18 protein-coding genes and 2 tRNA genes are annotated in these 20,088 nt (G+C 37.2%); 10 read left to right on the top strand and 10 right to left on the bottom strand.

Annotated elements, in window-relative coordinates; translation table 11 throughout:
* Positions 1-48 precede the first annotated feature (48 nt).
* Positions 49-1,512, top strand: a complete 1,464-nt coding sequence (locus T432_RS0101565; RefSeq protein WP_028883903.1) for an aminoacyl-histidine dipeptidase — start codon at positions 49-51, stop codon at positions 1,510-1,512.
* A gap of 83 nt (positions 1,513-1,595) precedes the next feature.
* Here T432_RS0101565 and T432_RS0101560 read toward each other — a convergent pair whose 3' ends face one another.
* Both T432_RS0101560 and mutS read right to left on the bottom strand, forming a co-directional pair.
* On the bottom strand, positions 1,596-2,771 hold the full coding sequence (locus T432_RS0101560) for a JmjC domain-containing protein (protein WP_028883902.1): 1,176 nt from the start codon (positions 2,769-2,771) through the stop codon (positions 1,596-1,598).
* 18 nt (positions 2,772-2,789) lie between these two features.
* Positions 2,790-5,408, bottom strand: coding sequence for a DNA mismatch repair protein MutS (gene mutS, locus T432_RS0101555; RefSeq protein WP_028883901.1), 2,619 nt, complete (start codon positions 5,406-5,408; stop codon positions 2,790-2,792).
* Between the two features lie 52 nt (positions 5,409-5,460).
* On the opposite strand from mutS, the gene T432_RS0101550 reads away from it, so the two are divergent.
* On the top strand, positions 5,461-6,348 hold the full coding sequence (locus T432_RS0101550) for a mechanosensitive ion channel family protein (RefSeq protein ID WP_028883900.1): 888 nt from the start codon (positions 5,461-5,463) through the stop codon (positions 6,346-6,348).
* Here the strand turns inward: T432_RS0101550 and T432_RS0101545 are convergent.
* Entirely contained in the window at positions 6,338-7,096 is a 759-nt protein-coding gene (locus T432_RS0101545) for an RNA methyltransferase (RefSeq protein ID WP_015551322.1), read from the bottom strand. The two genes, T432_RS0101550 and T432_RS0101545, sit on opposite strands and share 11 nt — an antisense overlap.
* A 63-nt stretch (positions 7,097-7,159) precedes the next feature.
* Between T432_RS0101545 and T432_RS0101540 the strand changes: the two genes are divergently transcribed.
* Both T432_RS0101540 and T432_RS0101535 read left to right on the top strand, forming a co-directional pair.
* Positions 7,160-7,936: an inositol monophosphatase family protein gene (locus T432_RS0101540; RefSeq protein ID WP_028883899.1), complete on the top strand. Its 777-nt coding sequence runs from the start codon at positions 7,160-7,162 to the stop codon at positions 7,934-7,936.
* 1 nt (position 7,937) lies between these two features.
* Positions 7,938-8,795, top strand: coding sequence for an undecaprenyl-diphosphate phosphatase (locus T432_RS0101535; protein WP_028883898.1), 858 nt, complete (start codon positions 7,938-7,940; stop codon positions 8,793-8,795).
* On the opposite strand, the gene T432_RS0101530 is transcribed toward T432_RS0101535, so the two are convergent.
* The 3 genes from T432_RS0101530 to T432_RS0101520 form a co-directional block, all read right to left on the bottom strand.
* On the bottom strand, positions 8,761-9,531 hold the full coding sequence (locus tag T432_RS0101530) for a UDP-2,3-diacylglucosamine diphosphatase (protein ID WP_028883897.1): 771 nt from the start codon (positions 9,529-9,531) through the stop codon (positions 8,761-8,763). The two genes, T432_RS0101535 and T432_RS0101530, sit on opposite strands and share 35 nt — an antisense overlap.
* Positions 9,524-10,030 carry a peptidylprolyl isomerase gene (locus T432_RS0101525; protein WP_028883896.1) on the bottom strand — a complete coding sequence of 169 codons (507 nt, stop codon included), beginning with the start codon at positions 10,028-10,030 and terminating at the stop codon, positions 9,524-9,526. Before T432_RS0101525 ends, T432_RS0101530 begins: the two co-directional genes overlap by 8 nt.
* 88 nt (positions 10,031-10,118) lie before the next feature.
* Entirely contained in the window at positions 10,119-10,781 is a 663-nt protein-coding gene (locus tag T432_RS0101520; protein ID WP_248646252.1) for a tetratricopeptide repeat protein, read from the bottom strand.
* Positions 10,782-10,795: 14 nt separating this feature from the next.
* Between T432_RS0101520 and cysS the strand changes: the two genes are divergently transcribed.
* The 3 genes from cysS to tilS are packed head-to-tail and all read left to right on the top strand — an operon-like array spanning position 10,796 to position 14,359.
* On the top strand, positions 10,796-12,247 hold the full coding sequence (gene cysS / locus T432_RS0101515) for a cysteine--tRNA ligase (RefSeq protein ID WP_028883894.1): 1,452 nt from the start codon (positions 10,796-10,798) through the stop codon (positions 12,245-12,247).
* Between the two features lie 56 nt (positions 12,248-12,303).
* On the top strand, positions 12,304-13,266 hold the full coding sequence (locus T432_RS0101510; RefSeq protein ID WP_028883893.1) for an acetyl-CoA carboxylase carboxyltransferase subunit alpha: 963 nt from the start codon (positions 12,304-12,306) through the stop codon (positions 13,264-13,266).
* Positions 13,241-14,359, top strand: a complete 1,119-nt coding sequence (gene tilS / locus T432_RS0101505) for a tRNA lysidine(34) synthetase TilS (RefSeq protein WP_028883892.1) — start codon at positions 13,241-13,243, stop codon at positions 14,357-14,359. The genes T432_RS0101510 and tilS overlap by 26 nt, the downstream gene beginning before the upstream one ends.
* Positions 14,360-14,394: 35 nt before the next feature.
* Here tilS and T432_RS0101500 read toward each other — a convergent pair.
* Both T432_RS0101500 and T432_RS0101495 read right to left on the bottom strand, forming a co-directional pair.
* Positions 14,395-14,472: transfer RNA gene (locus T432_RS0101500), tRNA-Arg, on the bottom strand.
* 46 nt (positions 14,473-14,518) lie between these two features.
* The gene (locus T432_RS0101495; protein WP_028883891.1) at positions 14,519-14,869 is read right to left on the bottom strand and encodes a TM2 domain-containing protein; all 351 of its coding nucleotides are present in this window, start codon (positions 14,867-14,869) and stop codon (positions 14,519-14,521) included.
* A 97-nt stretch (positions 14,870-14,966) separates the two neighbouring features.
* On the opposite strand from T432_RS0101495, the gene T432_RS0101490 reads away from it, so the two are divergent.
* From T432_RS0101490 to T432_RS0101480, 3 genes are read left to right on the top strand one after another with little or no spacing between them, the layout of a single operon-like run.
* Positions 14,967-16,028, top strand: a complete 1,062-nt coding sequence (locus T432_RS0101490) for a TAXI family TRAP transporter solute-binding subunit (RefSeq protein WP_028883890.1) — start codon at positions 14,967-14,969, stop codon at positions 16,026-16,028.
* Between the two features lie 20 nt (positions 16,029-16,048).
* The gene (locus T432_RS0101485; protein WP_028883889.1) at positions 16,049-16,519 is read left to right on the top strand and encodes a DUF1850 domain-containing protein; all 471 of its coding nucleotides are present in this window, start codon (positions 16,049-16,051) and stop codon (positions 16,517-16,519) included.
* Entirely contained in the window at positions 16,509-18,491 is a 1,983-nt protein-coding gene (locus tag T432_RS0101480; RefSeq protein ID WP_028883888.1) for a TRAP transporter permease, read from the top strand. The genes T432_RS0101485 and T432_RS0101480 overlap by 11 nt, the downstream gene beginning before the upstream one ends.
* Before the next feature lie 59 nt (positions 18,492-18,550).
* Here T432_RS0101480 and T432_RS0101475 read toward each other — a convergent pair.
* Positions 18,551-18,644: transfer RNA gene (locus T432_RS0101475), tRNA-Ser, on the bottom strand.
* A gap of 55 nt (positions 18,645-18,699) precedes the next feature.
* The gene (locus tag T432_RS0101470; RefSeq protein ID WP_028883887.1) at positions 18,700-19,959 is read right to left on the bottom strand and encodes an aspartate kinase; all 1,260 of its coding nucleotides are present in this window, start codon (positions 19,957-19,959) and stop codon (positions 18,700-18,702) included.
* Positions 19,960-20,088 lie beyond the last annotated feature (129 nt).

Below are 20,088 nucleotides of genomic sequence, written 5' to 3'. Positions count from 1 at the left end.
TAGATTGATATAGTAATATATGAGCATTAGACAACTTATGAGGCTTATATGAATTCTAATTCCATTACAGAACTAGAACCCAAAATCTTATGGAAATGGTTTGATGATTTTTGCGGCATTCCACATCCAAGTTTTCACGAAAAAGCTCTAAGTGACTTTATCTTAAATAAAGCAAAAGAAATTGGCCTTTATGTAGAACAAGACTCAAAAAACAATCTTTTAATACGCAAACCAGCAAGCAAAGGAATGGAGGATAAACCTGCTATTGCCATGCAAGCACATATTGATATGGTTCCTCAAAAAGGGGTGAATAGTAAACATGTGTTTGAACGCGATCCTATTGCCACCTACATTAGGGATGGATGGGTTTATGCGGACGATACTACTTTAGGAGCGGATAATGGTATAGGAGCTGCCATGGCTCTAGGTGTTATGTTTTCTGAGAATCTATCGCATCCTGCACTTGATTTAATTTTGACTACTGAAGAAGAGATTGGGATGGGTGGAGCTGAGGTTTTAAATCCTGCATGGCTCTCTGCACCATATTTACTTAATTTAGATTCAGAGGATGAAAGGGTAATAACAGTTGCATGTGCGGGAGGTCGCGATATTACAATTCATTTAGACTATGATCTAAAGGACATATCATCGGACTCCATAGTTTATGAGATTAAGCTGCATGGATTGAAAGGCGGTCATTCGGGAATAGATATTAATAAGGGCAGGGTAAATGCAATTATTATGCTTTCTCAAATCTTAATATCAAGTGGCATAAATTTTGAATTAATAAGTTTGAATGCTGGAACTGTTAGAAATGCAATTCCACGAGAGGTCTCTGCTATCGTTGCCATTGAAGGGCAATCTATGGGTGATATTGAAGGCAAACTACTTGAATTATTGCCCATTTATTCAGAAGAATTTAAACATACTGAAAATCCATTTCAATTAAGTGTTAGTTCTGTTGCATCTGATACAGAAGTGAAAGCTGCTTCATATGAGAACTCATTAAAAATTCTTAATTTGATTTGCAGTATTCCAAATGGAATGATTAAAAACACCCATTTTTCACATGATTTAGTTGAAATTTCTACAAGTTTAGGCGTTGCCAGAATTTGTGATGGAAATTGTGAGTTGCAGTGCTTAATGCGTTCATTGATTGATGCTTCTAAATTTGGCTTAGAGCAAAGATTTAAAAGCGTTGCAGACTTAGCTGGTGCACGGATGGAATCAGATGGGGATTATCCTGCTTGGCAGCCTGAAATGGAATCACCTTTGTTAGCAAGTTTAGTAAAAATTTTCACTGATTACTATGATGAGAAGCCAAGTATTAAGGCTATGCATGCGGGTCTTGAATGTGGAATTCTTAAAAAACATGCCCCAGATATGCAGATGGTTTCATTTGGACCAAATATACGTCAAGCTCATTCACCAAAAGAGTGCGTTGAGATTAAGTCTGTGCAAGAATGCTGGCAATTACTAGTTAACTTTCTAGCAAATCCTCCAGTAAATTGATTTATTAAAGCCGCTTACAAAAATTTTAAACAATCAGAGTAAGCGGCCAAACCAAACTAGCACGACGTGCAGGAGATATTCAATTAATCACAAATTAACCATCCATCATCGAGCCATCTATGCAATAACTCAAATGTAAGTTCATCACTTGTATTAGCTAGTTCAGCAGTGATTTTTCTATCATCTGCCAGTGTTTTGAGAATCTCATTTAACGGAGCTTCCACAACTTCACCGTTGATATATACCTCATTATTTCTATAAAGCATCTTAGATTTGATATCTAATCTAAGAATTGTTTCGGGGCTCATATCTTCAATATTTAGTTCATCCTCATTAAATTCAAATTCAGCAACTCTATTTGGCTCAGTCAACCAACATCCCAAAAAACGGGAAGCCAGTTTATCGTTATATTTAATATTTTTTAGAGCCTCTAATGATTGGTCAATCATGCTTTCGGGAATTTGGGCTGGATTACTTACAGGTCCTTGCTGCGGGTCTGAATATAAACCATCAACTTTATAGCCATCAATCAAGGGTTCAGAATATATACCAATACCTAAGCCCGACTGAACGCTAATTTGATCTATAGCAGCTTCCAAAACACCACGGGCCATATTAGCAAGTGATAGTGTTCTAAATCCAAATGAAATCGTTACACAATCATTTGTATCAGCAATGCCATCATGAGCACATTGCGGAGGCAAGTAAAGCATATCTCCAGGCTCAAGTACCCACACATTTTCAGGTTTAAAGTTTTTAAGAATTCTACATGGTAAATCAGGAATAAGTTCTTGGTCTTCTTGTTGACTTATTCTCCATGTACGTGAGCCATTTCCCTGTAAAAGAAACACATCATATGTATCAAAATGAGGTCCAACTCCACCTCCAATAGAAGCGAGGCTTACCATTACATCATCAAAGCGAGCATCTGGAATAAAGCGAAAATTTTGTGCCATATCGTAGAAGGCTTGTTCGTGCAAATCCATACTTTGCACTAGCAAAGACCAATTAGGCATATCGTTAGTTGGAATCTCTTCGAGTGGACCACGATCTAGAAGCCATTCCTCACCATTGCGTCTGACCATTCTAGATTCAACGCCCTCGAAAGAGGCGAGAGTTCTAAGTCTCTCAAGTGGGATAGGCATTTTAAAATTTGGAAATGCTTGCTTGATTAATAGAGGTTTTTTTTGCCAATAATCCCTCATAAACTCTTCAGCACTCAATCCACCAAGCAGTTGCATGGGCTTATTCATATCCATTTGCATATCATGTCCTCCCTATATATTCGAAGAAAAATCCTTTAAGCGATATAGCGTCTCAAGAGCCTCGCGTGGACTCAATTCATCTGGATCAATATCCGAAATAAAATCCTGAAGATTTTTTAATTTATCTCGCGTTTCGGCTGGATCTTCAAAGCTCACATCTATATCAGAAACCTGCGTGTCAAATAAATCCATCTGTGAAGAATTCGATTGATTAAGCCGCTCTAGCACGTTTTGAGCTTGCTTGATTACAGCCATAGGCAAGCCCGCTTTCTGAGCCACTTGAATGCCATAGCTTTTATTCGCAGGTCCATCATGAACTTCGTGCATAAATACAAGTCCATCCGAGGTTTCAACTGCACTTAAATGCACATTGGCAATGCCCTTGTATTCATCCACTAGTCGTGTCAATTCAAAATAGTGCGTCGCAAAAAGTGTGAGCGATTTATTGTGATTTAACAGCCTGCATGCTATGGCCCAAGCCAATGATAAACCATCGTATGTCGATGTTCCACGACCAATTTCATCCATCAAAACAAGGCTCGCATTTGTGCTATTAGTAAGAATTGATGCAGCTTCAATCATCTCAACCATAAAGGTTGAACGCCCTCCAGCCAAATCATCCGATGCACCGATTCTAGTGAAAATGGCATCCACCTCACCAATGCTTGCACTTTCCGCAGGAACATAAGAGCCCATCCTCGCAAGAAGTACAATAAGGGCCGTTTGTCGCATATAGGTTGATTTTCCGCCCATATTTGGGCCAGTGATAATTTGCATCCTATTTTCAGAATTAAGAAAGCAATCGTTTGCCGTAAATTTCTCGATTGTTCTCTCCACGACTGGATGACGCCCTTGTTCTATGGCAATGCTTGTGCCTTCTACAAGCTCAGGTTTAATCCAATTGTTATTGTATGCGTGATATGCTAGGGCCGAGTAAACATCAATACTTGCAACTAATTTAGCAATATCCTGAAGTAGGGAGACCCATATTTGAATATTTTGCAAAATTTCATCGTAGAGGTATTTTTCGCGTTTTAAAGCTCTCTCATCGGCTGATAAAATCTTATCTTCCCATTGTTTTAATTCAGGCGTAGTAAAGCGCTCCACATTTTTAAGGGTCTGTTTGCGACGAAACGCATCTGGTACATTTTCGGCCCGCGATTTTGGTATCTCAATAAAAAATCCCTGAACACGATTGTATTCAACACGAAGTAAACTAATGCCTGTAGCCTCTTTTAACTTCGTCTCATATTCAAGTAAAAAAGAACCATTATTACTACTAGTATTCCTTAGGTCGTCAAGTTCCGAATCAAAACCTTCAGCTATTACTCCGCCATCACGAATCTGAGTTGATGGCTCTGTGGCAATGGCCTTGCTTAAATACTCTTTCAGTTCTTCGGCTTTGGGAATACATTCTAAATTTATGCTTAAATTCCCATAATTTTCGAGCAAAAATTTTCGTACAACTTCCAAAGTATGCAAGCTATCACGCAGCTTAGCAAGCTCCTTGGGCTTGATTGTTAACATAGCCACTCTAGAACTTAATCTTTCTATATCAGTAATTGGTTTTAATTGATCCTTAAGATTTTTAAGAATTTGAGAGATACTGAACTCTTCGTTTGTTGGCTGCAGAAACTGAGAAACATTCGTTTGTCTTTCATTAATTTCAGAATTGTTTTTAAGTGGATTATGAATCCAATTTCTTAGAAGACGGCTTCCCATGCCCGTTTCGCAATTATCTAAAGTAGAGAAAAGTGTGGGACCTTTTGATGAACTTAATGATTCAGTGAGCTCTAAATTTTTTCTTGTAAATGGATCAAGACCTAGAAAACGAGATTCCGATTCGATATAAATTTTCTTGATATGTCCTAAGTTTTCATTCTGAGTTTTTACGATATATCGAAGCAAACAACCAGCTGATATGATATTTAATGATGTCTCGACACCAAGCCCAAATACACTTAAGTCATCAATCTTAAAAAATTCCTTTAATCTTAATGTGCATTCTTTTAGATCAAAATGCCAATCAGGAACTTTTGTTATTGTGCATTTATAGCTAAATTTGTAATTGCTACTCTCAGGAACAATAATTTCCGCTGGGCTTAGACGATATAGCTCCTGATCTAGTGATTTACTCAGAATTTCAGAAGAAGCAAAATCGCCGTTAGCTAAATTAAGCCATGTAATACCGGAGTGAACACCCTTAGAGTATATGCATAAAATTAGGCTATCAGATTTTTGAGGAAGAAGATTTTCGTCAGTAATTGTGCCTGGAGTAATAATCCTGACTAACTTACGTTCTACAGGCCCTTTGGATGAGGCAGGATCGCCTACTTGTTCACCAATGGCTACAGATAGGCCGCTAGCAACTAAACGAGAGAGATATTGATCCAGTGACTGAACAGGAATGCCTGCCATTGGGATATCATTGCCACCTGTATGGCCGCGTTTTGTAAGCGTAAGATTTAATATCCTAGATGCTAATTGTGCATCATCGTAGAACATTTCATAAAAATCTCCCATCCGAAACATTAGTAATACATCGTCGCCAGCTTGCGATTTAAGATTGAAATACTGCTGCATCATAGGTGTCAATGATGCCGCATCTGGAGGGCTAAATTTCTTGTTCATACTTATCAATTAAAATTATTAGATTCTATTTTAATATTTCTAGGTGATTTTCATGCAAACACAAGATTTATGGGCTCGTTGGGAGCCATGGGTCATGTCATTTCTTGTTAACTTTGTATCAGCCGCAGTTATCCTGATCATTGGATGGATGATATCAAATCTTATAGGAAAAGGCCTTAAAAATATATTAACTAAAACTAGGGCGGTCGATAGAACAGCTATGCCTATGATTACAGCAATCGCTGTATGGGCCATTCGTATAGTAGTTATATTGATTGTTCTTACCCAATTTGGTGTTGAAACGGCATCGTTAATTGCAGCTTTAGGTGCAGCAGGCTTAGCAATTGGTTTAGCTCTGCAAGGGACATTGCAAAATATCGCCTCTGGAATAATGTTAATTGCTCTAAGACCATTAAATACAGGGGATTACATCACAGTTCACTCTACTGATGTTTCAGGTACTGTTGTTGAAGTTGGTTTGTTTTTAACTAAACTGGTTAAGCTTGATGGAATGCAAGTAACCCTACCGAATAGTGTTGTTTGGGGCAGTCAGATTACGAATTTTAGCCGCTCTCAGCAAAGACGTATGGATTTGCAAGTACCTATAAGTTATGGAGATGATTTGGATAAAGCCATTCGTGTTTTAAACGATATGATAGAGTCCGACCCCGATGTATTAACATCCCCTAAACATGAGGTTCTTGTTACCGATTATAAAGATTCAGTGGTGATAGTGACTATGCGTGTTTGGGCACATGCAAGTGTTTTTTGGGATCTTCAGGCTAAGCTTATGAAGGATACACGAAAACACCTTGAACAAAATGGATTCAAACTTCCTGTTCCATTACAGCTACAAACATTTCAAAACCCTAAAGCTTTAAAAGAAGCCCTAATTGAAGCTGAGGGTGATAGTGAGGTGAAAAAGATTTCTAACAATTAGGATTTTGTGCTTTAAGGAACTTGACAATTCCGAGGAGCATTTGAACTTCCTCTTTAGAAATTTTGGCTCTAAGTAATATATGCGTAAGCTTGCGTTCTAGGGATGCAAGCTTTTCCTTTTCATAGCCCGATTCACTTAAAATCGATTCAACAGATTTAATTAAATGATTCATTTGCCCATGGGTGGCAATGTCCTCTCCCTCCATCATTTGTTCCTTTATTTCACCAGTTAATATGTACTCATATCTAAGTTCCCAAGCAGCCAACTGCAAAGCTTGTGCGACATTTAATGAGCTATATTCAGGATTTGCAGGAATATTTACTACGTAGTTGAAATCATATAAAGAAGCGTTATCTAAGCCACTTTGTTCATTCCCCATAACAACAGCAATTTTATGATTCTCAGTTTCTAGTAAATGCTTATGAGCAATTATTGCCATTTGTCTAATATCTACAGATTCAAAGTCCTTTCTTTTTCGTGCCGTCATAGCAAATGTTAAGGTCGCCTCTGACAATGCTTGTGATAAATTTTCTACAACTTTTATATTTGCCAATGTGTCCTGTGCATTTGATGCCATAGCAATTGCATCTGAATTTAAATGAATATCTTTTAGAGAGGAATTACAGAGCACTAAATTACTAAACTGCATAGTTTTTAAGGCTCGAGCAGCTGCTCCAACATTGCCACCATGAGATGTTTTATCTAAAACAAATATTGTGCGAAGGAATAAATTTATTGTCTTATTCATTTGAGGCTTAAAAAAGGTGTTTTTAATATAATAGTAATTTTTAAAATTTTATATTTAAACAGTATGCAACCTCAATTAGCTATCGCTATTAAAGCTGCAAGAAAAGCAGGTTCAATTATTAATCGAGCTAGTCTGGAACCTGAAAAAATTAAAGTTTCTAAAAAGGATTCGGGCGACTATGTAACTGATATAGATACTGCAGTTGAAGAGGCTATTATCGAAGTGCTACTCGAAGCTTATCCAGAACACAGTATCCTTGGAGAGGAGACAGGTGGTCAAAAGGGTCAAAATACAGACCACGTATGGATTATCGACCCTATTGACGGTACAAACAATTTTGTTCATGGCACTCCTAATTATGCTGTATCCATTGCACTTGCTCATAGGGGGCAGATTGTTCAAGCTTGCATTTATGATCCTTCTAGGAATGAGTTGTTTACTGCATCTCGAGGAAGTGGAGCATTTTTGAATGATAGGCGAATTCGTGTCAGTGGTGTTAAGTCTTTATCTGATGCTTTGGTTTCTGCACGTTTTCCACATTCTAAAAATGATTCTGTTGAAGACTACGCAAATAAGTCTAAAGATTTAATTATGCATTCTGGTGGGTTCAGAAGACTTGGGTCGACAGTACTTGAATTGGCATATGTTGCCTGCGGTAGATTTGATGCATATTTCGGTGCTGGATTGCAAAATTGGGATATTGCTGCGGCCACATTATTAATTGTTGAGGCAGGCGGACTCGTTGGAGATTTCCAAGGAGAGCAAACATGGAAGCAGACGGGAAATATGATTGCGTCGACTCCGAAGTTATTTCCACATTTAATAAATCACTTCAAATAACATGAGTAGTGATTTTATCTTTTTGTTAAAAGCTGCAATTTTAGGCGTTGTTGAGGGTGTTACTGAATTTTTACCCATCTCAAGCACTGCCCATTTATTAATCCTCGGTGATTGGCTTAATTTTGACGCTGGTCAAGATAAGGTCTACGAAATTGTTATTCAGCTGGGATCCATTCTTGCAATTGTTTGGCTATATAGAAGCGAGTTATTAAAAATAGCTGCAGGCTCTATGCGTGCTAGAAAGCCCGATCTTCTATTTGTACGAAATATTCTTTTAGCTTTTTTGCCAGCTGCTGTTATAGGCCTAATATTTATAAAACAAATAAAAAAGCTGCTTGATGATCAATTTATAGTCTATGCCATTACATTGGTTTTAGGCGGTTTAATTATGCTTTGGGTTGAGAGCAGGCCTGAGTTTTCAAAAAGGGTCAGAGACGATGAAAATATAATGATTAAATCGAAGACTCTAAGTATAGAAGAGATATCTATCATGCAGGCATTGGCAGTTGGATTTGCTCAATGTTTAGCTATGATTCCTGGTACTTCACGATCAGGTGCATCTATTATTGCAGGTATGATGGCTGGGATTGAACGTAAAGTTGCCACTGAATTTTCTTTTTTCTTAGCTATTCCAACTATGATGGGAGCTACAGCCCTCAGTATTTATAAATACGGTCATCTATTAAGTGAAAGCAATATTATTGCTGTAGTTATAGGTTTTGTGACTGCGTTTTTCAGTGCTCTATTTGTTGTTAAGGGTTTGTTGCGATTCGTTGCTAAGCATTCTTACGTGCCATTTGCATGGTATCGCATTATATTTGGGGCTATTGTTGCTCTTTGGGTATGGAATATTTTGTAATTATTTGACCATCAGATGTAATTACTAAGAAACCACCTCTACTGTCTTGATCGTAATCCCAATCTGGTAGAACATATCTAGTTATGAAACCATGCTCATGAATAGCGGGTCTATGTGTATGACCATGAATAATGGTACTAACGTTAGGATTTTTAAAAAATATTTTATCTACCGCCCTTTGAGCAATATCTAAATAAAAATGACCACTTTTTTTGTTTAATTTACTTTTGCATCTAATTTTATTTGCAATTGTAGTTCTTCGGTTAATGCTAAGGCTTAAAAAAATACGTTGAAGAAGTTTATTTCTAAATAATTTTCGCATCTTTATATAGCCTGGGTCATCTAAACAGAGCTGATCTCCGTGAGAAATATGAATGTATTTTTCGTTTTGAGTTTTAATTATTACTTCTTCAGGCAAAAGCTTAATACCAGTTGTTTTTGAAAATTTTTTTCCAATTAAAAAATCACGATTACCATGAATAAAGTAGGTAGGAACTGCACTGGCAAAATTAGTTAATTTCTCGATGGCTTCCGTAAGCCAAGCAGGGGGATTTTTATTTAAAAGATCATCTCCAATCCAAACTTCAAACAAATCGCCAATTATGAAAAGGGCGTTTGCCTCGGATTGAATGGAGAAAAGGAAATCGTAGAAATGAGAATTTGTTTGTGGAATATCTGGCCCCAGATGAATATCTGAGACCAAGAATGTAGAGCCGCTAATATTTAGTTTATTCAACTAAAGTTGCCTTTTGGATAATCACGTCTTCTTTAGGAACATCGTTATGGAAACCACGGCTACCAGTACTAACATTTTCGATTTCGTCTACAACTTCAGTACCGCCAACAACTTTACCGAAAACAGCATATCCCCAACCTTGTGCGTCTTTAGATTTAAAGTTTAAAAAATCATTATCCGCAGTATTAATAAAGAACTGAGCTGATGCTGAATGAGGATCATTGGTACGAGCCATTGCTACAGTGTATTTGTCGTTTTTAAGACCGTTATCTGCTTCATTTTGGATCGGTTCACGAGTAGATTTCTCAGACATGCCTGGTGCAAAGCCCCCACCTTGAATCATAAAACCTTTGATAACGCGGTGAAAAATAACCCCATCGTAGTGACCAGCTTTTACGTATTCAATAAAATTTTGTGAAGTTTTAGGTGCTTTTTCTAAATCAAGTTCAAGCGTGATAACACCTTTATTAGTATCGAGAGTTACATTTTGTTTAGTCATTTTTTTCTCCTGTGTTTGTGCGTGTATGTTTAAAGACACGGGAATTATAGACGCAAATAATAAAGTATTAATTAATTTTTTCATATCCCTATTTTCCTTTAATTAGATGATCAAGCTCTTTAGCTTTGTTGGACGCCCCCGAAACCCCAAGCCTCCCAGCCTTCTGAAAATGCTCTCGCGATTTAAGTGCATATACTATGCCGAGATTTTTTTGAGCGACACCATAGTTTGGATTGATGGAAATAGCTTGCTCTAACGATTGCTTTGCTTCTTCTAACAGCCCAAGCCGTAATTGTATAACGGCAATATTATTCCACGGTTCAGGAAGCTCTGGGTACGACTGCGTCATGTTACGGTAAGTTTCTAAAGATTTTTTAAGATTATTTTGTCTTTCATAAACCCGTCCCTCTAAAAATATAAGTTGAACATCAACTTGAGGTGCAATATGCTTTAAATCATCTGTTTGATTCTTCTTGATTTCTCGCAGAGCTTCATTAAGTTTGCCTTGGTTTATAAGACCGTTGATTCTGTTTGCTAAGTCAGTGCGACTTTCAGGAATGGATGTATCTACTGAGGGCGTAAAAATGTCTAGAAATCTAGCAACAGTAGTTGAGCCACCTTCATTGCTGTAATCCTTCTCCGCAGCTAAGGTTGGCAATGCTCCCGTAATCATCAAAATCGCTAATGCAATGTGTTTAATATTTTTCAAAATAGAATTTCTAAGGTTAAACTTATGGAAAATTTTATCCATTTTATACTTTTCAAATGCAAATATACGACTCTCTGACTCGTCAAAAACAAGATTTAAAGCCTGTTGAACCTAACAAAATTCGCATGTATGTTTGTGGAATCACTGTTTATGATTTTTGTCATCTTGGCCATGCCCGCATGCTTGTTAGTTTTGATGTTATCTGTAGGTGGCTAAGATTGAAGGGATACGAAGTTAAATATGTTAGAAACATTACTGATATAGACGACAAAATAATAAAAAAAGCTGTTGCCACTAATAAGAAATTAAGCGAAGTGACAAAGTTTTACACGGACGCCATGCATGCAGATGAGCGGGCTTTGGGGGTATTGCCACCAGATTACGAACCTAGGGCAACTCAACATGTAAGTGGGATGTTAGAGATTATCAAAAAACTTGAATCTAAGGGCCTTGCGTACAAATCTGAGGATAACGATGTTAACTTTTCTGTACGTAAATTTGAACCCTACGGCAAGCTCTCTGGTAGGTCATTAGATGATATGAGATCCGGTGAGAGGGTGGCAGTTTCCGAAGCCAAACAAGACCCTCTTGATTTTGTTTTATGGAAAGCAGCTAAGGAGACTGAGCCTGAGGACTCAAAATGGAAGTCACCATATGGTTTCGGGCGTCCAGGATGGCACATAGAATGTTCTGCTATGAGTAAGGAATTGCTTGGACTACCTTTGGATATACACGGAGGCGGACCAGATTTGAAATTTCCACATCACGAGAATGAAATTGCTCAATCTGAGGGTGCTTACGAGATAGATTTAGCTCGCATATGGATGCATTGCGGACCTTTGATGGTCGATAACGACAAAATGTCTAAATCTCTTGGAAATTTTAAGACAATTCGTCAGACGGTAGCTGTCGGTGATATTTCAGACGATGAATCTGAGTATAACTACAATGTTCGCGAAGCAGAAATGCTACGTTTTTTTATTGTTCGTAATCACTACAGAAGTGCTCAAAATTTTACGCCAGATAATTTAATTGATGCACAGGCCGCCCTTGATAGGTTCTACCAAACCTTAAGTAACTTTGATATTGAGGATGTACAAATTGATTGGTCTAACCAATTTGCCTCAAAATTTAAGCAAGCGATGGATGATGATTTCAATACTTCCTTAGCCATCTCTATCTTATTTGAATTAAATACTGAAATTAATAAAACAAAGTCTAAAGAATTATTAAACTTATTAGTCGCATTAGGTCGCGTTTTAGGTCTTTTTGTTATTGAACCTAAGTTGTATTTTCGAACCTCTACAAGATATTCTAAAGTTCAAATTAGTAATTCAAATATTGATTCTTTGTCCGATTCTGAAATTGAACAATTGATTTTGGATCGTAAGTCAGCGAAAACCAACAAAAATTTCAAAGCTGCAGATGAAATTAGGGAAAAGCTTAAGAGGGCTGGTATTGAACTTGAAGATAAGCCAGGTGGAATTACAAATTGGCGACGAACCTAAGTGACATTAAAATCAATGAATGATATTATTACTTATCTCAATTTACGCCTAAAATTATGAAAAACACATTTCTTGAGTTCGAAAAGCCGATTGAAGAATTAGAACAAAAAATCGAACAACTTCGTAATGTTTCTACAGAGGACGTGATTGATATATCTGAAGAGGTTTCTAAGCTTCAAGCCAAAAGTGAATCTCTTACTAAATCTATATACGATAAGCTTACCCCTTGGCAAACTGCACTAGTTGCACGTCATCCTCAACGTCCTTACACCATGGACTACGTTAAAAGTATATTTTCTGACTTTCACGAGCTACATGGTGATCGCATGTATGCTGATGACTTGTCGATTATAGGTGGGCTTGCACGTTTTAATGGTGAACCTTGTATGGTTATAGGCCATCAAAAGGGACGCGATACTAAGGAAAGGGCTAAACGTAATTTTGGTATGCCCCGTCCAGAGGGATATCGCAAAGCTTTAAGATTGATGAAGCTTGCTGAAAAATTCAATATTCCTATTTTCACTTTTGTTGATACTCCAGGTGCATATCCTGGGGTGGGTGCTGAGGAAAGAGGTCAGTCTGAAGCTATAGGACATAATTTGTATGCAATGGCTGAGCTAAGAGTACCGATCATTGCCACCATAATAGGCGAGGGTGGTTCTGGAGGAGCTCTAGCAATTGCCGTAGGTGATTTTGTGCATATGTTGCAGTACTCTACATATGCAGTTATTTCTCCAGAAGGATGTGCTTCAATCTTATGGAGAAGTGCAGATAAAGCTTCTTTGGCAGCTGAAGCTTTAGGTATCACAGCCGATAAGATTCTAGAGTTTGGATTGATAGATAAAGTTGTTCCAGAACCAGTTGGAGGTGCTCATCGCAATCCAACTTTGACAGCAAAAAATTTAAAGCGAATTTTAAATGAGTCACTCAAACAATTAGAAGGCATAGCTCCAGAGCAACTTATTGAGCGACGCATACAGAGGTTGATGTCTTATGGACGAGTTGCAGAAAAAACGTGATAGTACTTACGACTTTAGAATTAAGACTACTGCACCAGATAGGGATTTAACTGAAAAAGAAAAAAAAAATATTGAATTTATTCAAGCTTTCCAACGTTTCAAAGACTATGACGTTGATAAATGTTTTAAGGAATTTTCAGATCTCGGTATAGATAAAGTCGCCTTAGGTTTTAGTGGTGGAGCTGATTCAATCACCCTTGCTTTGAAGGCACAAAATTCAGCTGATAGGTACAATATTGAACTTCACTTAATGCACGTTCACCACGGGCTTATTGCCACAGCGGATGAATGGGTTGAACACAATCTAAATTTTGCTCAGAAGCATGGTTTTCTAATTCATATTCTTTATGTTGTTATTGAAAGCTCCAAAAAAGGAATTGAAGAAGCTGCTCGAACAGCGAGGTATAGAGCCATCATTGATAAATGCAGATCCTTAAACATATCAGATGTGCTTCTAGCTCATCATATTGTTGATCAAGCCGAAACAATTCTTTTTAGATTAATTCGAGGCACTGGAATTTTAGGAATGCAAGGTATGCCTTCTGTTTCTACCAAAGAAGGAATACGTTTTCATCGTCCACTATTACACAGAAGGATTGATAGAAAATTATTAGAAAATGCCAATATCAAATATATTGAGGACCCAAGTAATAATGATCCTAAATTTAGTCGTGGATCTATAAGAAACCATTTGTCAGAGGCATTTTCTGATATATTTTGGACTTGGCCAGAAAATGTGGGCAGGTTTGGTCAATATTGTGAAGACGTTCAAGATCTTCTAGTAGAATTAGCAAAAATAGACGCACTTTACGTTAATTTGGAATTTGGTATTCATAGAAAAAAAGAGGCAGCTTCTTTTGATCTTCTACATTGGAGATATATATCAGAACTTCGGCAGAAAAATCTACTGCGTTATATATTGGGTGAGCTAAATCAATACAATCCAAATCATCGAAAAATGGCTGAAATAGTTAGGCAATTACAAAATGTCCATCAAATGGGTACAGATAGAGAAATAGCCATAAAGCACGAAAGCGTTCTTATAACTGTTGAAGAGGGAAGAGTGAAATTCTATCAGGGAAATCAGTGGTGAAGGGCTTACGAAGTATATTAATTCTTAAAAAGTAATGGCGCGCCCGGCAGGATTTGAACCCACGACCCCTTGGTTCGTAGCCAAGTACTCTAATCCAACTGAGCTACGGGCGCTAAAGGAAACTATTATTTTAATGTTGAGCGTATTCTAAATCAATAATTACTCTAAATTTAGCTCAGATTTGTTGTATTTTGCATTAAAAACTTCATCTTTCATACGGATTAACATAATTCCTTCATAAATAGAATATAAGGCAATCGCATACGGAACAGCGGCTAAAAACAAAAAGGCTTTATTTTCAGTTAATTGAACTAAAAGGCCAGTAGCGATAACAAAGATTAAACTAAGAATTGAATATAGCAGTCCAAGAGAGTTCTGGTTTAGGTAGAATTTATGCATCCCTATAACTCCACCAAAAATACCTAACATTCCAGCCATATATTTATTCTTTAATTCATTTTTCGTATAGTTATATTCAAAATCCTCTTCATTATCTTCTTGCTTACTCATAAGTGGATTTCCTAATAGTGGTTTTACTAGTTAAAGTTTTAAATTCAAATGTTACTATTAATTAAATATACTAGTGCAATTTATTTAGGAGTATTTTATGAAATTGTTTAAAACGACTAGCATTTTAGCCTTCGTATTAGTTGCCTTGGCAGCATGTGGAGAAAAAGAGGATACTAACAAAACAACCAGCAAAACTGAAACCACAACCACAGAAACTAAAACGGTAACACAAGAAACTAAAGCTCCTGAAACTTCATCTGATACAGCTAAATCAGAAGGTTTAGAAACCAAATTCGTAACGATTGCAACTGGTGGTGCATCAGGTCCATATAACATTATCGCAACTACTTTAGCTGACGAATATAACAAAGCTTATGGCGTAAATTCTAAAACTCAAACTACTGGTGCTTCAGTAGAAAATGCTAATTTAGTAGGTGGCGGAAAAGTTGAGATGGCATTCTTGATGTCAGATATCCTTTCTGATGCGGTTAAAGGGCAAAATAGCTTTAAACAGCCTGTAGAGACTATTCGTCAGATGGCTGTCCTATATCCTAACTTTGTGCAAGTTGTGACTTCTAAAGACTCTGGAATTAATACTTTGGCAGATATTAAAGGTAAACGTGTTTCTGTTGGTGCACCTGGCTCTGGTACAGAGGCAAATGCCAGAAATCTTATTGAAGGCTTTGGTATGACATATAACGATATTAAAGTTGATTATTTAGGATATGCAGAATCTGCAGACGCACTAAAAACTGGAAAAGTTGATGTTGCATTCTTAACTTCTGGTTTGCCTAATGCATCTTTACTTGAATTATCTAGAAGCTTTCCCATGAAATTAGTATCTGTTCCAGCGGATAAACTTAAAGAAATCGCAGATAAAGCACCGTACTTTAGTTCTAAAGAGATTCCAGCTGGCACCTACGGTAATGATGAGCCTGTAACAACTGCAGTCATTAGGAATGCAATTATCGTTTCTAGTAAAATTAGCGACGATGATGTTTATAAACTAACTAAAACATTCATTGAAAAATTGCCTAATCTACAAAATTCGCATCAAGCAATTAAGGCTGTAGATTCGAAATCTGCTCAAGAAGGTATGGTTGCTCCTATTCACCCTGGAGCGAAAAAATACTACGACGAACTTAACGCTAAACAGTAATAGCTTGATTTTTTGTTAGTATGAGCAAAATCAGATTAATTCTGATTTGTGCATCTCTTTTAGTTTTGGCTCTGTTTTACCCTATAAATAGAGCCAAAATTTCATATCTCGATAAATCATGTTTATTATCTGACGGTAAATTTTCCTTATCCTGGGTACATTCAGTTGAACATGAGACCTGGATAGAAAATTACGAAGCTAAATATGGATATTTACTTTTAGAGAGCACGTATCTTAAAACTTTTGGTGCAGGTACTCCTTCTGATGGTGAAGTTATAGATGCACCTAAGGGTTTTATAGGTTATAAAGTAAATCGTAAAATACCAATGCTAAATTGGGTTGTATCACAAAATATGCAAGGCTCTATCATTGCTGATGGGCATGATTGGGTTATAAGTAAGGAAGTACCAAGGTTTACCGAGGTTTATATTGAATCTATAAGTATACCTTTTATAAAGATGTTGTTTGGAGGTTTTTGTAATGACAAATAATTTAGATCAAAGCACTGATAGTCAAACTATTTTGGAAAAGTTTGATCGTGAGTCTGTCACTAGACATCCAGATAACAAATTTTTCAAATATTTAATTTCTGCAGTTGCAATTTTTTATTCGCTTTTTCATATATACACAACTTTCTATCCAGTACCTACACTAGTACTAAGATCTATTCACGTAGGTTTGGGTGTGTTTTTAATTTTTTTGTTATATCCACCTTTCAAATCTAGTAGTCGCAGAACTATTCCTTGGTATGAAATTGTTTTCTGTATCGGAGCATTAGCAAGTTTCATTTATATAGCTTTTGAATACGAGGCTCTATCTACTTCTAGAGGCGGCATGCCTAATCAGAGGGATATTGTGATGTCCATAATTACTGTAATTATCGTTATTGAAGCAGGTAGAAGAATTACTGGTTGGATATTGCCTATTTTTGCTTTGATATTCTTGCTATATCCTTTTATTAGTCATATGGATTTTATGCCTGGTAGATTGATGACTAGGCCCTACGATATAGGAGATATATTTGGCCAGTTATATCTAAAGACTGAGGGTATTTATTCATCTGCCATTGGTGCATCAGTTAACTTTATATTCTTATTCATTTTGTTTGGTGCCTTTTTATCAAGATCAGGCATGGGTCAATTGTTCAATGACTTAGCCCTAGCTCTTGCAGGTAGTCAAAAGGGCGGTCCAGCTAAGGTAGCCGTTATATCAAGTGGCTTTATGGGAAGTATTAATGGATCTGCAATTGCAAATGTTGTGGGTACAGGTGCATTCACCATACCATTGATGAAAAAAATTGGATATCACAAAAATTTTGCTGGAGCGGTGGAAGCTAGTGCCTCAGTAGGAGGTCAGATATTGCCACCAATCATGGGTGCCAGTGCCTTCATTATGTCAGAGACTACTGGTGTGTCTTATGGAACAATTGCGTTAGCGGGCTTATTGCCAGCATTGCTCTATTATTTTGGGGTGATTGCTCAAGTGCATTTCAGGGCAGGGAGCACTAATTTAAGCGGTGTTGCTAAAGCTGATTTACCTCGCTTAAAAGATGTTTTAATAGCACGTGGTCATATGCTATTACCTATTGTGTTTTTAATCGTTATGCTTGGAAAATCTGTACCTATTGGATATTCGGCGGCTTACACCATTGCATTCACAATAGTAATTTCTTGGCTTCGCAAGGAAACTCGTATGGGCCCTAAGCAAATTTTGGAGGCCTTAGAGGACGGTGCTAAACAATCCCTATCCGTAATGGCTGCGTGTGCGGTAGTAGGTATAGTTATTGGGGTAGTAAGTTTAACAAGTTTCGGATCAATTATGACCTCACTAATTGTTAGTTTAGGTCAAAATTCATTGTTTTTAACACTATTCCTAACTATGATCGCCTCCATGATTTTGGGGATGGGCCTGCCATCAATTCCAGCTTATATTATCACTGCTACTATGGCTGCTCCAGCACTAGCTCATTTTGATGTACCAGTTTTAGTTGCACACTTTTTTGTATTCTATTTTGGTATCTTCGCTAATATTACTCCTCCTGTTGCCTTAGCTTCTTTCGCTGGGGCAGGTATTGCAGGGGGTAATCCAATGAAGACAGGATTTATATCCCTCAGGTTGGCTTTAGCTGGGTTTATCGTGCCATATATGTTTGTATATAACCCTGATATGTTATTGATTGATGTTGAAGGTATATCAGTGACTGCAAAAGAGTTTCCATTGCCAGGAGTAATAGACATACTAGCTGTTATTGTTACTTCTTTTATGGGTGTTTTAAGCTTATCTGCAGCATTAGAAGGTTATTTATTTAAACACATTCCAACTTGGCAGCGAATAGTATTTGCAGCTGCTGGATTGATGCTTATATTCCCAGAATTGACCACTGACTTAGCAGGTATCGCGTTGTTTTTAGTTATGGCTTTTATGAATAAAAATTCTAAGGGGCAGGGGGCTCTTGGAGTTTAGTGATCTGCGTTATAAAAAAAGCTAGTATTAAATAAATACTAGCTTTTAAATTATTCATATGGCGGAAACGGAGGGATTCGAACCCTCGATACAGATTTAAGTCCGTATGCTTCCTTAGCAGGGAAGTGCCTTCAGCCTCTCGGCCACGTTTCCGTATAAAAAAGAATTAAAAATTTTAACCTTTAAGAGGGCCAAAATCAATTTTAAATTAAAGTTTAACTGGTTCTTTATCGAGTTCGAAAGCTTTATGTAGTGCTCTAACCGCAAGTTCCATATATTTATCCTCAATCGCAACTGAGGTTTTAATCTCACTAGTACTAATCATCATAATATTAATACCTTCTTGAGATAGGGCACGGAACATTTTCGCTGCGACACCACTATGAGATCTCATACCAATACCTACGATTGATACTTTTGCAATTTTATCGTCGGCAATCATTTCACGAGCACCAATAGAACTTACTATTTGCTCAATAACTTCACGAGCTCGTGCAAAATCACTTCTATTAATAGTGAAAGAAAAGTCTGTTGTGCCATCAACTGATGTATTTTGAATGATCATATCAACATCAATGTTAGCTTGAGCAATGGGATCAAGAATACTATGAGCAACACCTGGGTTATCTGGTACACCTAGAAGTGTTATCTTAGCTTCATCTCTACTATATGCGATTCCTGAAACAACAGCTGCTTCCATATTTGTATTTTCCTCAAGTGTGATTAAAGTGCCCGAATTTTTTTCTACTTCTAAATCCATATCTGGATCAGTTAACGATGACAATACGCGTAATGGAACATGGTATTTCCCTGCAAATTCCACAGCACGAATTTGTAATACTTTTGAGCCTAATGAAGCCATCTCAAGCATCTCTTCGAAGGACACAAATGGCATGCGGCGAGCATCAGGTTCAATTCTAGGGTCTGTGGTATAAACACCATCTACATCAGTGAATATCAAACATTCTTCTGCTTTAATAGCAGCAGCAATTGCAACTGCAGATGTATCTGATCCACCTCTACCTAGGGTGGTAATGTTTCCGTCTTCGTCAACCCCCTGAAATCCAGTAACTACTACTACTTTCCCTTTATTAAGGTCTTTAGTAATTCGATCACCGTTTATAGATTCAATGCGAGCTTTAGTATAAGATTTATCAGTACGAATCGGTAACTGCCAACCAGCATAACTTCTAGCTGGAATTCCTTCATTTTGAAGTGCAATAACAAGTAAGGCACTACTTACTTGCTCACCTGTTGCGGCGAGCATATCCAATTCACGACGATCAGCTAATTCGTTTATGTCTTTAGCCATGCCCAATAATCTATTAGTTTCGCCAGCCATTGCAGAAGGAACTACAACGATTTTATGGCCTGCGGCATACCACTTAGCCACACGTTTAGCAACATTTTTAATACGCTCAAGGGAACCCATAGATGTTCCACCGTATTTATGAACAATCAAAGACATGTTAGGATTAAATTGTTATTATTAAAATCTTATATTTTAAACGTTTAAAGCTAAATATTGAATAGAGAAACCCTATATTTAGTTGAAAAATGTCTAAATAACCCCATATAAAGTAAAATACAGAATTAG

The organism is Taylorella asinigenitalis ATCC 700933, from assembly GCF_000687755.1.
In the GTDB taxonomy this organism is placed as follows: Bacteria; Pseudomonadota; Gammaproteobacteria; order Burkholderiales; family Burkholderiaceae_B; genus Taylorella; species Taylorella asinigenitalis.
Note: the sequence above shows the minus strand (reverse complement) of the source record. Positions and strands in the feature narration are given on the sequence as shown.

What these genes read in the sequence shown, in the direction of transcription:
- T432_RS0101565 (WP_028883903.1), top strand. Translation starts at nt 49, where the DNA reads ATGAATTCTAATTCCATTACAGAACTAGAACCCAAAATCTTATGGAAA.
- T432_RS0101560 (WP_028883902.1), bottom strand. Translation starts at nt 2,771, where the DNA reads ATGGATATGAATAAGCCCATGCAACTGCTTGGTGGATTGAGTGCTGAA.
- mutS (WP_028883901.1), bottom strand. Translation starts at nt 5,408, where the DNA reads ATGAACAAGAAATTTAGCCCTCCAGATGCGGCATCATTGACACCTATG.
- T432_RS0101550 (WP_028883900.1), top strand. Translation starts at nt 5,461, where the DNA reads ATGCAAACACAAGATTTATGGGCTCGTTGGGAGCCATGGGTCATGTCA.
- T432_RS0101545 (WP_015551322.1), bottom strand. Translation starts at nt 7,096, where the DNA reads ATGAATAAGACAATAAATTTATTCCTTCGCACAATATTTGTTTTAGAT.
- T432_RS0101540 (WP_028883899.1), top strand. Translation starts at nt 7,160, where the DNA reads ATGCAACCTCAATTAGCTATCGCTATTAAAGCTGCAAGAAAAGCAGGT.
- T432_RS0101535 (WP_028883898.1), top strand. Translation starts at nt 7,938, where the DNA reads ATGAGTAGTGATTTTATCTTTTTGTTAAAAGCTGCAATTTTAGGCGTT.
- T432_RS0101525 (WP_028883896.1), bottom strand. Translation starts at nt 10,030, where the DNA reads ATGACTAAACAAAATGTAACTCTCGATACTAATAAAGGTGTTATCACG.
- T432_RS0101520 (WP_248646252.1), bottom strand. Translation starts at nt 10,781, where the DNA reads ATGGATAAAATTTTCCATAAGTTTAACCTTAGAAATTCTATTTTGAAA.
- cysS (WP_028883894.1), top strand. Translation starts at nt 10,796, where the DNA reads ATGCAAATATACGACTCTCTGACTCGTCAAAAACAAGATTTAAAGCCT.
- T432_RS0101510 (WP_028883893.1), top strand. Translation starts at nt 12,304, where the DNA reads ATGAAAAACACATTTCTTGAGTTCGAAAAGCCGATTGAAGAATTAGAA.
- tilS (WP_028883892.1), top strand. Translation starts at nt 13,241, where the DNA reads ATGGACGAGTTGCAGAAAAAACGTGATAGTACTTACGACTTTAGAATT.
- T432_RS0101495 (WP_028883891.1), bottom strand. Translation starts at nt 14,869, where the DNA reads ATGAGTAAGCAAGAAGATAATGAAGAGGATTTTGAATATAACTATACG.
- T432_RS0101490 (WP_028883890.1), top strand. Translation starts at nt 14,967, where the DNA reads ATGAAATTGTTTAAAACGACTAGCATTTTAGCCTTCGTATTAGTTGCC.
- T432_RS0101485 (WP_028883889.1), top strand. Translation starts at nt 16,049, where the DNA reads ATGAGCAAAATCAGATTAATTCTGATTTGTGCATCTCTTTTAGTTTTG.
- T432_RS0101480 (WP_028883888.1), top strand. Translation starts at nt 16,509, where the DNA reads ATGACAAATAATTTAGATCAAAGCACTGATAGTCAAACTATTTTGGAA.
- T432_RS0101470 (WP_028883887.1), bottom strand. Translation starts at nt 19,959, where the DNA reads ATGTCTTTGATTGTTCATAAATACGGTGGAACATCTATGGGTTCCCTT.